The following is a 14,066-nucleotide window of genomic DNA, read 5'->3' on the forward strand; positions in this document are numbered from 1 at the left end:
CTTCCGTAGTCGACCCATATAGCAAATGCGTTTCCGCACATGCCAAATCGCGTCCCACTCAACGAGACCCACACGACAGATGTGCAACGATTCCGTTACGTTGTGGCGATGTTCTTAGCGAGACTCGGTGTGCGAACCCGGATTCTGGCGATTGCCCTCATACCCAGTTTGACTCTGGTGGTGGTCGGCGTCGGCGCGGCCGGATACCTGGTCAAGCAGAGTAACGAGGCCGAAGCGTGGGCCAACCAACTGCAGTCGATGGTCAGTCCGGTCCAGGAGCAATTGGAAGCCTTCCAGTCCGAACGGTCGCTGACACTGGCGCTGCTGGCCGGTGACGAGACCGCCGCGCCCGCGCTGCCCGGCGCGCGCGCTCGCGCCGACGACTCGTTCACCAAGATGAACGTCGCGGTGCAGAAGCTTCGCTCGGTCAACGGCGTCGATATCGGCGACAGCCAAGCCGCCTACGACCAGTTCCTGCAGGCGCAGACCCAGATCCGCGCCGCCGTGGACGCGCGGATGCTGCCCACGCCCGACGCCTACTTCTTCTTCAACACTGTCATCGACAAGTTCTCCGCCGGGTCCAATGTCGCCTCGCTGCAGGCGCCGTCGGCGGAACTCGCGGTCAAGGCCACCTACGGCGACCGACTGCTCGCGGTCATCGAATCGATGTCGCGCGCCAACACGTTGGGCACCGCCCTGATGGCCGCCGACGGCGCGCTCGCGATTCCGCTGGATGAGTTCATGCGCCAGAGCGGTCACTTCCAGACCGGTCTGGTCGCGCTGACACCGCAGCTCGAGCCGGGCGAACGCGAACAGATCACCGCGCTGATGGCCAGCCCCGAGTGGCAGCAGGTCATCGCGATGAACTCCGCGCTGATCGTGCGCTACTCCGACCCCGCCGCGATCGGCGCCAAGCCGGGCACCCTGACCCCGCTGCCCGCCTCGCCCGCGGAATGGCAGCACGCCACCGGCTTCGTCAACAGCGCGCTGCTGGATCTGTATGTGGGACACAACAAGATCGTGCAGACGCTGGCCGCGGACTCCGCCAACAACGCGCAGACCACCTCGCTGCTGGCCGGTGGTGGCGTGGTCGCGCTCAGTGTGCTGGTGTTCCTGGTCGCGGTGATCCTGGCCAACCGGATCATCCGCCGCCTGCGTCGACTGCGCACCCAGACGCTGCAGCTGGCCGACGAGCAGCTGCCCGCCACCATGCGCACCCTGCGCGAGGGTGGCGAGGTCGACGCCGCGGCCACCTCGCCCAAGCTGGACTTCGGTAGCGACGAGATCGGCCAGGTCGCCGACGCGTTCGAGCACGCCGCCGCCGCCGCGATCGGTGCCGCCGTCGACGAAGCCCGCACCCGCGAGGGCGTGCGCGCGGTGTTCCTCAATATCGCGCACCGCAGCCAGATCGTGGTGCACCGGCAGCTCGAGATCCTCGACGAAGCCGAACGGCGACAAGAGGATCCGGCCCTGCTCGAGACGCTGTTCCGACTGGACCACCTGGCAACCCGCGAACGCCGCAACGCCGAGAACCTGATCATTCTCGGCGGCGGACGCCCCGGCCGTCAGTGGCGCAACCCGGTGCCGGTGATGGACGTGGTGCGCAGCGCCATCGGCGAGACCCTGGATTACGCGCGGGTGCGCGTCACCAAGCTGCCCGAGGTCACTGTCGTGGGCGCCGTGGTGGCCGACCTCGTGCATCTGCTCGCCGAACTCGTCGACAACGCCACCGCGTTCTCCCCGCCGCAGTCGCGCGTGGAAGCGGGCGGCAACGTCGTGGGCAAGGGTGTGGTCGTGGAGATCACCGACCAGGGCATGGGCATGAGCTCCGAGGAACTGGTCCGCTACAACGCCATGCTGGCCGATCCGCCGGACTTCGGCGTCGGCACGCTGTCGTCGGACTCACGTCTGGGTCTGTTCGTGGTCGCGCGACTGGCGCTGGCCCACGGGGTCTCGGTGCGGCTGAGCGAATCCGATTACGGCGGCATCCGCGCCATCGTGCTCATCCCCCAGCAGCTGCTGGCCGGGGAGGCCGAGATGGCCAGTGTGCCGCCCGCGATGACCGGTCCGCTGCGTCGCGGTCTGCCCGTGGCGTCCGAACCGCTGCCCGCCCTGGAATCCGCGCCCTCGCCCGTGGCGACGTTGGTCGCCGACCCGCCGACCCCGCGACCGATGGCGCCCGCCCCGCAGATCCCCGCGGTGCAGGCCCCGCGCTTCGACACCGAGCCCGACTCCGACGACCGGCCCGCCCTGCCGCGGCGCAGCAGGCAGTCCAACCTGGCGCCCGAACTGGCCGAGCCCGCCGTCGAACCGGCGCCGCGCGCACCAGAACGCCCCCGCACCGCCGAACAGGCGCGCGACATCATGTCCGCGATCGAGAACGGCACCCGTCAGGGTCGCAACCAAGCGGCCACCTCGAAACAGGACGAACAGGAAGGCTGAGGTGAACTCTTCCCCCGGTGATCTCAACTGGCTACTCGACGATCTCGTCGACCGGCTGGCAGGGGTCCGCTACGCGGTCGTGCTGTCCACCGACGGACTGCTGCTGGGTCGCTCCACGCAGATGAAGCGTGAAGACGCCGAACACTTCGCCGCGATGTCGTCGACCCTGTACGGTCTCGCGCGCAGCGCGGGCGCCCGGTTCGACGGTGGTGGCGTGCGCCAGGCCGTGATCGAGCTCGATCGCGCGGTGCTGTTCGTGACCTCGGCGGGCGAAAACGCTTGTCTGGCACTGCAAGCCACCGAGTCGGCGAATCTCGGCATGGTCGCCTACGAAATGAATCTCACCGTGACGCGGGTCGGCAATTATCTGTCGGCGGAACCGCGGCACGGGCATGCGCAGCTATAGAAAGTTTCGACAATGACTCGACTCGGCGATCCGTGGTTCGACGACGCGGCCGGACCCCTGGTCCGGCCGTACGCGGTGACCCGCGGTCGCACCATGGGTGCGGCGCACGACCTGGACATGCTCACGGTGGTGGTGGCAGTACATCCCGCCCCCACCCTGCGCAAGCCAGAACCCGAGTACCGGACGATCGCGCAGCTGTGCAAGCGTCCCCAGTCGGTGGCCGAGGTCTCGGCCGTGCTGAAACTGCCTCTGGCGGTGACCAAGATCCTCGTCGGTGATCTCATCGCCGAGGGCCACCTCATCTTCCGGGCTCCAGTAACGGCGCAGGCCGGTGCCGGTGACCTCAACATATTGCGAGCGGTTCTGGATGGCATCCGAAAACTTTGACCCGACCGCAGGCGACCAGCACCTGGCCGCCTCGGTGAAGATTCTCATCGCCGGTGGCTTCGGCGTCGGCAAGACCACCATGGTGGCCTCGATCAGCGAGATCGCGCCGCTGCGCACCGAGGAGCTGATCACCGAGGTCAGCACCGGCGTCGACGACCTGTCGGGGGTGGAGCAGAAGCACACGACCACGGTCGCACTGGACTTCGGCCGCATCACCATCGACCGGGACCTGGTGCTGTACCTGTTCGGCACGCCCGGACAGGACCGCTTCTGGTTCCTGTGGGACGAGCTGTGCCGTGGCGCGCTGGGTGCGATCGTGCTCGCCGACACCCGCCGGTTGAGCAATTCCTTTGCGGCAGTGGACTTCTTCGAACGGCGCGGCCTGCCGTTCCTGATCGCGGTGAACTGCTTCGACGGCGCCCCGCGCTACACCGTCGACGAGGTCCGCGACGCACTGGACCTGGACCCCAACACCCCGGTCATCCTATGCGACGCCCGCGACCGACCCTCGGCCAAGGCGGTGCTGACCCACCTGGTCGAGTACCTGATCGACCGCGCCGCCCGCACCCCCGTCACCACCTGAGCGGCTGGGCCGAGCCCGGCGCGGGGCTCGGCCTGACCCCCTCCCGGCACTGCGCGGCTGAAACATGTGACGTACCAATGCCTTTGGTAGCCACCGCGATATCCACTCGACCGCCCTGGCTGAAACTGTTAAGTTCCGTCGATGGTGCCACTGTCCAACGCGGTCGCGTTCGCCGTCGCGGCGTTCATCATCATCGTGATCCCCGGTCCGAACGTGCTGTTCGCGATCGGGCGGGCGCTGACGTTGGGGCGGCGGTCGGGGATTCTCACGGTCGCCGGCGCGGTGGCCGGGTCGACGGTGCCGTTGGTGGTGGTCGCGGTGGGGTTGGGTGCGGTCCTGATGGCGTCGACGGTGCTGTTCACTGTGGTGAAAGTGATCGGTGCCGCGTATTTGATCTACCTGGGTGTCACCGCGATTCGTGACCGCAAGAAACTCGCGACGGCGATGAACGCTTCCGCGCCCGCGGTGTCGGGTCGCCGACTACTCGGTCAGGGTTTCGTCGTCGGGGCGACCAACCCGAAAACTGTGGTGTTCTTCGGGGCGGTGCTGCCGCAGTTCGCCGAGCCGGCCGCGGGTCCGCTGACCACCCAGTTGCTGGTCCTCGGCGCGATCTTCCTCGCCATTCAAATGCTGTCGGACAGCGTATGGGCAGTACTGGCGGCCACCGCGCGCGGCTGGTTCGCCCGCTCCCCTCGCCGCCTGGAAGCCGTGGGCAGCACCGGTGGCGCGATGATCATCGGCCTCGGCACCAGCGTGGCGTTCGCGGGCACCCACTGACAGCTGTCGCGGCGAACCCGGCGACCGGGTCCACCGCGACAGCGAGAACTCAGCGGAAGCGCAGGTTCGCGGTGGCCAGGCCGAAGATCTTGCGGCCGCCGGACTTGGCCACGATGGCGATCACGGCGGTGCGGGTGGCCGGATCGAGGGACTTCACGCGGCCCGCGTACTCGACCTCGCCGCCTTCCCTGGCCACGATCGCGTAGTTCGACAGGCGCACGCCGTAGCGGGTGACCGCGCCCGGGTCGCCCGACCAGCTGGACACGAAGCCCGCGCCCAGACCCATGGTCAGCATGCCGTGGGCGATGATGTCGGGCAGACCGGCCAGGCCCGCGATCTTCTCGTCCCAGTGGATCGGGTTGTTGTCGCCGGACACCCCCGCGTAGTTGACCAGGTCACCGCGGGAGATCCGGGCGTCGCGCAGGGGCAGCTCGTCGCCCACGGTCAGCTCGTCGAACGACATCGTGGTGCTCGGGACGCGCGCAGCACCCTCGACCGACAAACGCACCTCGCCCTCGGGGCGCAGCGTGGTCTCCACCTGCGCGCTGCGGTCCTGACTGAACACCTTCACGCCGTGCAGCATGATGTTCTCCACCGCGGCGGTGATCTCGGGATCGGCGCCGTCCTCACCGGTGATGCCCACGACCGTGGTGTGCATGGTGTGCACGGTCTCGCCCAGTTCGTCGACGAACGTGTTGGTGACGGTGATCAGGTCCTTGCCCGCGACCGTGCGCACCGAGGTCAGCTCGACATCGACCACCAGACGGTCGCCCGCCACGATCGGCTTGTGCTGTTCGAAGACCTGCTCGGTCTGCACGAACATGTCATAGCCCACGACCACCGACTCGAACAGCAGCTTGTTGGCCGCCATCGCCGGGATCGACACGAACGTCAGCGGCGCGACCACACCCGGGTAGCCCAGCGCTGCGGCCGCCTCGTCCTCCCAGTGGGCGGGATGGAAGTCCTGCACCGCACGCGCGTACTCGCGAATCTTCTCGCGACCGACCTCGTACACGCCGTCGACCCGGTAGTAATGCCCTACCTTCGACGCGGTATCCGGGGCATCGACAGCGCGGGCATCGACTACGGAAGTCACTATGAATCACCTTCGTTCGGGGGATGGACACCCGGGAGGCTAGTCGACGCGCAGTCGGGCCGGGTATTTGTTGGCACAGTTCACAGTTCCATGCCCGCCCGACGCGGCTAGAAGGAGGGTACGTCGCTGGTGCTCGCGTTGCCACCCACCGAGGGCTGCAGCGTGATCGTCCAGTCCGAATCACCGTCGAACGAGTCGTCGAACTTCGAGAAATCACGGTTGCGGGTGAACCCCAGCGTGGCCTGATCCCAGTCCTTGCCCGACTTCATGTAGACGTAGTACGTGCCGTCGATTCCGCTGAGCGTGGCGTTGGAATTGCCCTGCACGTAGATCGTGGCCTGCGGGTTCTTCGGGTCGCCGTTGGTGACCACGACCGCGACATCGCTGCTGTTGCCGTTCTCGATCTTCAACGTGCCCGCACCGTTGAGCCCGTTCTGCTGCACCACCTCGCCGTTCTCGCCGCGACGATCCAGCAGCGACGGCACCTCCGGGATGACCAGACTCTGGGGCGTGCTCGCGGTCGACGAACTGGTCGACGCGGCGCCGGTCGACTGACCCGACTCGCAACCACCGACAACAAGGGCCGCCGCGATCGCGGACACGGCATACCACTGACTTTTCAACGTTGACACCCCACGCTCATGGACCGGACTCCCCGAGCCCAGCCTCCGCGTCAGTATTGCGCGAAATGCCCGAAATGTCAGCACAACTCATCGCGCAAACCTCTCCCCCGCCCATCTGGAATGAGTCATACTCTGGAATGTGTCCACCACATCGGACTTCGAACGGATGTTGCGCACAGCCTCGCTGCGCGTCACCGCGCCACGCCTGGCGGTCCTGACTGCCGTGCACCAGCATCCGCACGCCGACACCGATACCATCCTGGGCCAGGTCAGAGCCAGCCTCGGCGCCGTGAGCCAACAGGCCGTCTACGACGTGTTGCGGGCCCTGACCAGCGCCGGACTGCTCCGGCGGATCCAGCCGATGGGCACCGTCGCGCGCTACGAGACCCGTGTGCGCGACAACCATCATCACCTGGTGTGCCGATCCTGTGGGGTGATCGTCGATGTCGAATGCAGTGTCGGCGACGCGCCCTGTCTGACTGCCCCCGATGCCTTCGGTTTCGTCGTCGACGAAGCCGAGGTCATCTACTGGGGCCGGTGCCCCGAATGCACGACATCATCATCACCCTCCTGAAAGGATCCACCGTGCCCCAGGAACACCCACCTATCGCGGAAGCCAACACGGAACCCGGAGACAGTGGTTGCCCGGTCATGCACCGGCCCTACGCGTCCACCGACGCCCGTGGCAGCAACCGTGACTGGTGGCCCAACCAGCTCAATCTGACTCTGCTGCAGAAGAATCCGGCTGTGGCCAACCCGATGGGCACCGATTTCGACTACGCCGCGGAGTTCGCCACCCTCGATCTGGCGCAGGTGAAGGCCGATATCGAACAGGTCATGACGACCTCGCAGCCCTGGTGGCCCGCCGACTTCGGCCACTACGGTCCCTTCTTCATCCGGATGGCCTGGCACTCTGCCGGCACCTACCGGGTCGGTGACGGTCGCGGCGGCGCGGGCGCGGGCATGCAGCGGTTCGCCCCGCTCAACAGCTGGCCCGACAACGCCAGCCTGGACAAGGCGCGTCGTCTGCTGTGGCCGGTGAAGAAGAAGTACGGCCGCAAGCTGTCCTGGGCCGACCTGATCGTGTTCACCGGCAACGTCGCGCTCGAGTCGATGGGCTTCGAAACCTTCGGTTTCGGTGGCGGCCGCGTAGACGCGTGGGAGCCCGAAGAGGACGTGTTCTGGGGACCGGAGAACACCTGGCTGGGCGACGAACGCTACACCGGTGACCGCAACCTCGAACGACCGCTCGCCGCAGTGCAAATGGGTCTGATCTACGTCAATCCCGAAGGGCCCAACGGCAATCCGGACCCCATCGCCGCCGCCGTCGACATCCGCGAGACCTTCGCCCGGATGGCGATGAACGACGAGGAAACCGCCGCGCTGATCGCGGGCGGGCACACCTTCGGCAAGACCCACGGTGCGGGCCCCGCCGACCTGGTCGGCGTCGAACCCGAAGCCGCGCCGCTGGAACTGCAGGGGCTGGGCTGGAAGAGCGAGTTCGGCACCGGTGTCGGTGAGGACGCGATCACCAGTGGGCTGGAAGGCATTTGGAACAGCACGCCCATCACCTGGGACAACAACTTCCTCGAAACCCTCTACGGGTACGAGTGGGAGCTGACCAAGAGCCCGGCCGGTGCGCACCAGTGGATTCCCAAGGACGGCGCGGGCGCCGACACCGTGCCCGACCCGTTCATTCCGGGTAAGAAGCGCGCGCCGATCATGCTCACCACCGACCTGTCGCTGCGGTTCGACCCGATCTACGGGCCGATCACCCGCCGCTGGCTGGACAACCCGGCCGAGTTCGCCGACGCGTTCGCGCGCGCCTGGTACAAGCTCACCCACCGCGACATGGGGCCGATCGTGCGGTACCTCGGCCCGCTGGTGCCGTCGGAGGAACTGCTGTGGCAGGACCCGGTGCCCGCCCAGAACGGCCCGCTCATCGGCGACGCCGAGATCGCGGCGCTCAAGGGTCAGATCCAGTCGTCGGGGCTGTCCATCGCCCAGCTGGTCACCACGGCATGGGCGGCGGCCTCGTCGTTCCGTGGCAGTGACAAGCGCGGCGGCGCCAACGGTGGTCGCATCCGGCTGCAGCCGCAGGCCGGGTGGGCGGTGAACCAGCCCGACGAGCTCGCGCAGGTGGTGCGGGTCTACGAGGGCATCCAGGAGTCGTTCAACGCGGGTGGCGGCGCGCAGGTGTCGTTCGCCGACCTGGTCGTGCTCGGCGGTGCGGTCGGTGTCGAACAGGCCGCGCAGGCCGCCGGTTTCCCGGTCACGGTGCCGTTCTCGCCCGGTCGCACCGATGCCACCCAGGCGCAGACCGACATCGAGTCGTTCGACGCGCTCGAGACCCCGGCCGACGGTTTCCGCAACTACGTGTCCAAGGACGCGCAGATCCCCGCGGAATTCCTGCTCATCGACAAGGCCAACCTGCTCACGCTGAGCGCCCCGGAAATGACCGTGCTCATCGGTGGCCTGCGAGTGCTCGGCGCGAACTACCAGTCCTCGCCGCTGGGCGTGTTCACCGAAACCCCCGGCGCGTTGACGAACGACTTCTTCGTCAACCTGCTCGACATGGGCATCGAATGGACCCCGTCCGCCGCCGACGAGAACGTCTACGAAGGCCGTGACCGCGCCTCCAGCGCCGTCACCTGGACCGGCAGCCGCGTCGACCTGGTCTTCGGCTCCAACTCGCAACTGCGAGCCGTCGCCGAGGTCTACGCCACCGACGACGCCAAGGAGAAGTTCGTCCACGACTTCGTCGCCGCGTGGACCAAGGTCAGCAACCTGGACCGGTTCGACCTGGTCTGATCCACCACACCGAAATGCCCTGCGAATCCTGGTGATTCGCAGGGCATTTCGCTGTGATCAGGATTCGGCCAGCGCGGCCAACCGGTCCACCGACGCCTGCAACTTGTCAGCGGTGGTGGCCTCGGCCCGCACCTGACGCAACTCGTCGTGCAGTTCGGTCCAGTCATAGGTGTGGGTCACCCGCGTGTGAGTGTCGTCGATCGGCTCGAGCTCCCACCGCCACAGATGCCCGGGCGGAGTCTTGTCACGCTCGGACGGATTCCACGCGATCCGCCGCCCCTCCTCGAACTCGACAATGTGATTGTCACGCTCAGCACCGGTGGTCAGCGTCGTGGTGAACACGTCCCCCACCCCACGAACCCGCTGCCCCACCTCCGCCTGCGCGAGATTGTCATTGCCATCCCACCGCGGCTGCTGCGCGGGATCAGCGATCAGCTCGAAAATCGCGCCGGGACTCGCGGCAACATCACGTGAGGCACGAACAACGCGCGCCTGATCAGTAGTTTCGGTCACCGACCGATAGAACCAGCCCCCACCATGCCCGACAACAGTTCCGCTCGAGCTCGTATCCAATTGTGTTCCGATCCAACCCGGTCACGTCCTATCCGTTCAGGCGGTGCTGGTCCTGCCGTTTCGGGGCACGAAGCATGAAGATGTCGATGGGCGTCTCGCTGTCGACACTGAACCCATTTCGGAGGTAGAGCCGCTGGGCCGGGCTGCCACGCAGAACGTTCACTCGGACGACGATCCGCTCTCGGTCGCAGCGTGCGAGTATCCGGCTCAGCACAGCCGAACCGATTCCTGCGCCCTGCCGACCTGGATCCAGGTAGAAGTGCTCGAGCCAGTGCCCCTCGTCGGCCGGCCTGAGCGCGACGCAGCCGGCAAAGACACCACCCACCTCGATCACCGAGGTGTGCTCTGCGATGAACCTATCCCGCAGCCGCTGCCGCACCCGCCGCTCGTCGTAGCGGCCCAGTCGCTCCAGATCCGACCGCATCGTCACCGCACGCAACTCCGCGATCAACTCCACATCCGCGAGCACGGCAGGGCGCACCTCCCAATCCTGCATGGCCGAAAGGTTAGCGGCCAGAGTTGCTGTTGGTCGCCGGACTACTAGCTCTCGACGTCGCGAAGGCCTGCAATCCCGACGTCAGTAGGATCGAGTATCCAACGGCTGACGGAGGATTCATGACTGGACCAGAGGTCACGCTGGCTACGCCTGCCGACCGGGCCCGCGTCGTCGACACGGTGGTGGCCGCCTTTGCGAACGATCCGGCCTATCGGTACTTCTTCGATGCGTCGTGTTTGCGCGAGCAATCTGAGATGTATGCCGGGTACCTGTTCGACCGCCGGATTACGCAGGGGCGCATCTGGATCGTCGAGGGTGGGCTTTCTGTGTCGATGTGGGACAGTCCAGATGTGGACGCCGGCGCGTCGAAGCCGGATCTGCCGGACGAGGTGCTCGGTCGGATCGCGAAGTTCGACGGGGCGGTGCATCCGCTGTTTCCGAGCACACCCCACTGGTATCTGGGCAATGTCGCCACGCATCCGTCGTATGCCGGTCATAGGTGGGGGCGCAAGGCGATTGCGGCCGGGCTGGGCGAAGCCGAGAAGGCCGGCTTGCCTGCCTATCTCGAGACCGCGACCGCACGCAATGTCGGGATGTATCAGCGGGCCGGCTGGTCGCTGGTCGGTGAGACGGAAGACCCGATCCCCGCCTGGGTCATGCGTCGCTGAGCAGCGCTGTCCACGGCATATGCGTTCGGGTAGTGAGTTCCTCTAACGTTGCGGCGGTGCTAGGACATTCACATGCGACGAGTGGGGCGCTGGCGTGGGCGGGGACCGCTGCGGCGTTGCCGCTGACGGTGGCCGCTTTTCCCTTGGTCGACAGCGAGACAACGCAATTCGGGATCGCCGAGCTCATCATCGGGACTTTTCTCACCGCGGGGGCGGCGTTGTTGCCGGACGCGGATCATCCCAGTGGGACGATTTCGCATGTGCTGGGGCCGGTTTCGCATCACCTGTGCCGGTTGATCTCGTGGGTGTCGGGTGGGCATCGGCACGGGACGCACTCGTTGTTGTTCGTGGTCGCGGCGGTGGCTGCCACGTGGGCGGGCGAGCATTATTGGGGCCGGCCGTTCACGTTGAGTCTGGTGTTCTTTCTGTTGGCGCTGGCGGTGCGGTCGTTGCATCTGTGTCCGCCGGGCAAGAGTGTGCGCACGTACGGGACCGTGATCGTGTTGGCTTCGGCGGGCACGTTCGCTGTCGATCATTGGATTGTCGATCGGCCGGTGTGGTTGCCGGTGTGCGTCGGGCTGGGGTGTTTGGCGCATCTGCTCGGGGACTGTCTCACCGATCGGGGTTGCCGGTTGCTGTGGCCGTTTCCGTTGCGCACGCGGGTGCCGTTGATCGAGCGGACCGGGAATCGGGTCGAAACCTGGGTTATCTCACCGCTTTTCGTGCTGGGTGCGATGGGTGCGCTCTGGTACGCGATCGTGCATCGACCGTGAGTGTCGAGGCGGCGGGTCGGTCCCGCCGCCTCGAGGGTTGTCGGGACCACTTCCCCAGCCAGGCCGGCGTAGCCGGTTGCTCTTTGTTCAGCACCCAGCCGCACACATAGTTTAATGCGCATATCGCAGTAGCGTAATGGGCTGAGACTATGTAGCGAATTTCAGAGCGTGCCGACCTCAGTTCGGGTCTGGCGTACAGACCGTCAGAAACGAATTCCGGTTCTCCCGTTGAACTTCCGACGCATCCATCCACCCCCGCTGCCCGAACAGATAACTTCCGGCCGGGTGCTCCCCCGACTCCCGCAGCACAGCCGCGACGTCGACCCGAGCACCGTTGGATGTCGGACCGTCCACGGCGAAGGACAACGACCCCGCCGACGTCCAGTCATAACCGGCGGGCAACGCTTTCTGAACCTGCAGTGGCCCAACCGAATCCGACGAAGACCCCCCGGACGTCCGCAACAGATCCATGTGCTCCACCACCACCCCCGGCCGCGGCGCACTCCACACCTGCTCGGCGCTGTCCCCCGTACCGGAGTCGAAGGTCAACCGCAGCCCCGTGACCCCCGCACACGGAGTCCCCGTCCACACCTTCAAAACACCGTCATCGACGCGAAATCCGGCCGCCGGCGGCAGCGACGGCGCGAATTGCGCTGTGTTGTCACACGCTGCGGTCATCGCCACGAGCAAGGCAGCGCAGACAACCCTAGTGATAGCCACCATCGGAAAGTCCCGCTTCTTCCTCGGTCTCGTTGCCGCCGGTTGCCTGCTCCCACACATAGGAGGCGAGGAACCCCGCATACCCTTCCTCGGCCCATTGCTGGGAGTGCCGCTCCTCGTGATGCAGGAGCCGATCCAGGTCCAGGCTCCCCCGGGACGGCCCGGCATCGCCCGCGTACCAGGCGTGACCCGACGACGCCACCTCGCGAAGCTGCTGCGCCGGATCCTTCGGGTCATCGATGTTCAGCATGAACGTGTCACCCCAGGCCGTGCCCCCGTTCTGGCTGTACACGTCCTGAACAACGTTGCCGCCCAGGCCCATCATCATGCCGTTCGGAGTGGTCACGAGCCGTCCGCCGTTGCCGTGCACGAAGCCCACGTCGTCGTCGTAGCTCCAGGAGTTCTCCTTTTGCCGCTCGGCGATGCGCCGCAGTTCCGCGGATCCGTACGGGGTCGGCGCGAAGTCGGTGGTTTCGCCTTCGGTGCCGTAGTCGGTGCCCGCGTTGAGGAGGTAGGTCATGCGCACCGCTTTGGCGGCGTCGTCTCCGCTGATGCCGGTCGGCAACAGGAAGTACGACTTGAAGATCCCGTCGCCGTCCTCGTCCTCGCGGATCTCTTCCAAGCCGTCGAGGACCTTGAAGTCCTCGGGCGTGATGTGGTGTTCGGTGATGATCTGTTTGATCGTGTCGATCGAAACACCCCGGCGCACAGCGTTTTCCAGCCACTGCCGGTAGTAGCCCGACGCCGGCGGCCCGGTCAGCAGCCCGGCGTCGCGCAGCGCCTGCTCCATCTCGATCACCTCGGCGTCGATCTCTCCGCCCTTGCGCGCGCCGTCAAGAGTGGTCGCGCCATGGTCGCTGATCTTGCGGTCCTGCGCGAGCTGCATCACCCGGGCCAGCGCGGTGTCGATGTTGGTCGCGGTGACCAGGATCGCCTTGGTTTCGCGCTCGAGCTGCACCCGGATGGTTTCGCGGTGCCGTCGGGTCTCGGCGCGGTCTTCGGCTTCGAACCGCGACTTCGGCGGCGGGTCGGCGGGTTTGTTGTCCACGATCGCGCCGTTGTCGGCGATGCCGAACTGGTAGGTGTCGGCCAGGGCGTCGTTGTTGGCGACCCTGGTCGTCAGCGCGGTCACGTCGTCGGACGCGTTCTGCATGGCACGTTCGACCGCCGACAGTTCCGCGGTCAGGATCTCGGCCTTGTTCCGCGTATCGCCCAGCGAATCGCGGGCGCGCACGCTCGCGGGACCGTGCCAGGTGGGCAGTTTCCTGGCGTCGTCGAGCTCGTCCTGTAACCCGATGAGTTTGTCGCGGCGACCGTGCAGGTTGGTGGCCGCGGTGTCCAGCGCCGTAGCGTTCCAGGCGCGAACGTCGTGGTAGCCGATACTCATCTGCGGAATGCCTCTTTCGCGGCGGCCTCGTTTTCGGAGTACAACTTCGCGGCCGAGGTGATCGAGGTGTTCCACCGGCCGATCTCGTCGGCCCAGTCCTTCGCGCGATCATCGAAGGTCGTCGACAGCGTGGGCGCCTTCTTCGCCGCGTCCCCGCCCGGCAACGCTGTCGCGATCGCGTCCAAGCCGGTGCCCGGGTGCACCGCCCTGGCCTGTGTCGCCGCTGATCCTGCCGCGCCGGCCGCTTCGCGCAGCTGACGAATCTCGACTTCGAAACCGCCCACAGTCTGTGACCCCCACCTTGATTCGGTTCGTCACCCAGCA

The 14,066-nt window shown here is 66.6% G+C and carries 15 protein-coding genes; 9 read left to right on the forward strand and 6 right to left on the reverse strand.

What is annotated here, in order from left to right:
* Positions 1-108 precede the first annotated feature (108 nt).
* From ACFWVD_RS15285 to ACFWVD_RS15305, 5 genes are all read left to right on the forward strand, one after another.
* Complete coding sequence (locus ACFWVD_RS15285) at positions 109-2,442, forward strand: nitrate- and nitrite sensing domain-containing protein (protein ID WP_379243052.1); 2,334 nt, start codon at positions 109-111, stop codon at positions 2,440-2,442.
* A gap of 1 nt (position 2,443) precedes the next feature.
* Entirely contained in the window at positions 2,444-2,848 is a 405-nt protein-coding gene (locus ACFWVD_RS15290; protein WP_379243054.1) for a roadblock/LC7 domain-containing protein, read from the forward strand.
* 12 nt (positions 2,849-2,860) lie between these two features.
* Positions 2,861-3,235 carry a DUF742 domain-containing protein gene (locus tag ACFWVD_RS15295; protein WP_379243056.1) on the forward strand — a complete coding sequence of 125 codons (375 nt, stop codon included), beginning with the start codon at positions 2,861-2,863 and terminating at the stop codon, positions 3,233-3,235.
* Positions 3,216-3,818 carry an ATP/GTP-binding protein gene (locus tag ACFWVD_RS15300; protein ID WP_379243058.1) on the forward strand — a complete coding sequence of 201 codons (603 nt, stop codon included), beginning with the start codon at positions 3,216-3,218 and terminating at the stop codon, positions 3,816-3,818. Before ACFWVD_RS15295 ends, ACFWVD_RS15300 begins: the two co-directional genes overlap by 20 nt.
* A gap of 141 nt (positions 3,819-3,959) precedes the next feature.
* Positions 3,960-4,595, forward strand: coding sequence for a LysE family translocator (locus tag ACFWVD_RS15305; RefSeq protein WP_379243060.1), 636 nt, complete (start codon positions 3,960-3,962; stop codon positions 4,593-4,595).
* A gap of 49 nt (positions 4,596-4,644) precedes the next feature.
* On the opposite strand, the gene ACFWVD_RS15310 is transcribed toward ACFWVD_RS15305, so the two are convergent.
* The gene (locus tag ACFWVD_RS15310; RefSeq protein ID WP_379243062.1) at positions 4,645-5,691 is read right to left on the reverse strand and encodes a fused (3R)-hydroxyacyl-ACP dehydratase subunits HadA/HadB; all 1,047 of its coding nucleotides are present in this window, start codon (positions 5,689-5,691) and stop codon (positions 4,645-4,647) included.
* Positions 5,692-5,798: 107 nt separating this feature from the next.
* Positions 5,799-6,323 carry a hypothetical protein gene (locus ACFWVD_RS15315; protein ID WP_379243064.1) on the reverse strand — a complete coding sequence of 175 codons (525 nt, stop codon included), beginning with the start codon at positions 6,321-6,323 and terminating at the stop codon, positions 5,799-5,801.
* Between the two features lie 130 nt (positions 6,324-6,453).
* Between ACFWVD_RS15315 and ACFWVD_RS15320 the strand changes: the two genes are divergently transcribed.
* Together ACFWVD_RS15320 and katG are read left to right on the forward strand one after the other, a co-directional pair.
* Entirely contained in the window at positions 6,454-6,888 is a 435-nt protein-coding gene (locus ACFWVD_RS15320) for a Fur family transcriptional regulator (RefSeq protein WP_379243066.1), read from the forward strand.
* 11 nt (positions 6,889-6,899) lie between these two features.
* Positions 6,900-9,125, forward strand: a complete 2,226-nt coding sequence (gene katG / locus ACFWVD_RS15325; protein WP_379243068.1) for a catalase/peroxidase HPI — start codon at positions 6,900-6,902, stop codon at positions 9,123-9,125.
* Positions 9,126-9,182: 57 nt separating this feature from the next.
* Here katG and ACFWVD_RS15330 read toward each other — a convergent pair whose 3' ends face one another.
* Positions 9,183-9,638: an SRPBCC family protein gene (locus ACFWVD_RS15330; RefSeq protein WP_379243070.1), complete on the reverse strand. Its 456-nt coding sequence runs from the start codon at positions 9,636-9,638 to the stop codon at positions 9,183-9,185.
* Positions 9,639-9,726: 88 nt separating this feature from the next.
* Positions 9,727-10,167 (reverse strand): GNAT family N-acetyltransferase, encoded by a 441-nt coding sequence (locus tag ACFWVD_RS15335; protein ID WP_379243072.1) that lies wholly within the window; start codon positions 10,165-10,167, stop codon positions 9,727-9,729.
* Between the two features lie 50 nt (positions 10,168-10,217).
* On the opposite strand from ACFWVD_RS15335, the gene ACFWVD_RS15340 reads away from it, so the two are divergent.
* Positions 10,218-10,862 (forward strand): GNAT family N-acetyltransferase, encoded by a 645-nt coding sequence (locus ACFWVD_RS15340; RefSeq protein WP_379243073.1) that lies wholly within the window; start codon positions 10,218-10,220, stop codon positions 10,860-10,862.
* Between the two features lie 56 nt (positions 10,863-10,918).
* Positions 10,919-11,635 carry a metal-dependent hydrolase gene (locus tag ACFWVD_RS15345; protein ID WP_379243075.1) on the forward strand — a complete coding sequence of 239 codons (717 nt, stop codon included), beginning with the start codon at positions 10,919-10,921 and terminating at the stop codon, positions 11,633-11,635.
* 706 nt (positions 11,636-12,341) lie between these two features.
* On the opposite strand, the gene ACFWVD_RS15350 is transcribed toward ACFWVD_RS15345, so the two are convergent.
* On the reverse strand, positions 12,342-13,742 hold the full coding sequence (locus tag ACFWVD_RS15350; RefSeq protein WP_379243077.1) for a hypothetical protein: 1,401 nt from the start codon (positions 13,740-13,742) through the stop codon (positions 12,342-12,344).
* Positions 13,739-14,026 (reverse strand): hypothetical protein, encoded by a 288-nt coding sequence (locus tag ACFWVD_RS15355; RefSeq protein WP_379243079.1) that lies wholly within the window; start codon positions 14,024-14,026, stop codon positions 13,739-13,741. The genes ACFWVD_RS15350 and ACFWVD_RS15355 overlap by 4 nt, the downstream gene beginning before the upstream one ends.
* Positions 14,027-14,066 lie beyond the last annotated feature (40 nt).

Origin of the sequence: Nocardia sp. NPDC058666, assembly GCF_042714895.1 — a bacterium.
Classification (GTDB): domain Bacteria; phylum Actinomycetota; class Actinomycetes; order Mycobacteriales; family Mycobacteriaceae; genus Nocardia.

Coding starts and splice junctions, on each gene's coding strand:
- ACFWVD_RS15300 (WP_379243058.1), top strand. CDS start 3,216: ATGGCATCCGAAAACTTTGACCCGACCGCAGGCGACCAGCACCTGGCC.
- ACFWVD_RS15285 (WP_379243052.1), top strand. CDS start 109: ATGTTCTTAGCGAGACTCGGTGTGCGAACCCGGATTCTGGCGATTGCC.
- ACFWVD_RS15305 (WP_379243060.1), top strand. CDS start 3,960: ATGGTGCCACTGTCCAACGCGGTCGCGTTCGCCGTCGCGGCGTTCATC.
- ACFWVD_RS15350 (WP_379243077.1), bottom strand. CDS start 13,742: ATGAGTATCGGCTACCACGACGTTCGCGCCTGGAACGCTACGGCGCTG.
- ACFWVD_RS15295 (WP_379243056.1), top strand. CDS start 2,861: ATGACTCGACTCGGCGATCCGTGGTTCGACGACGCGGCCGGACCCCTG.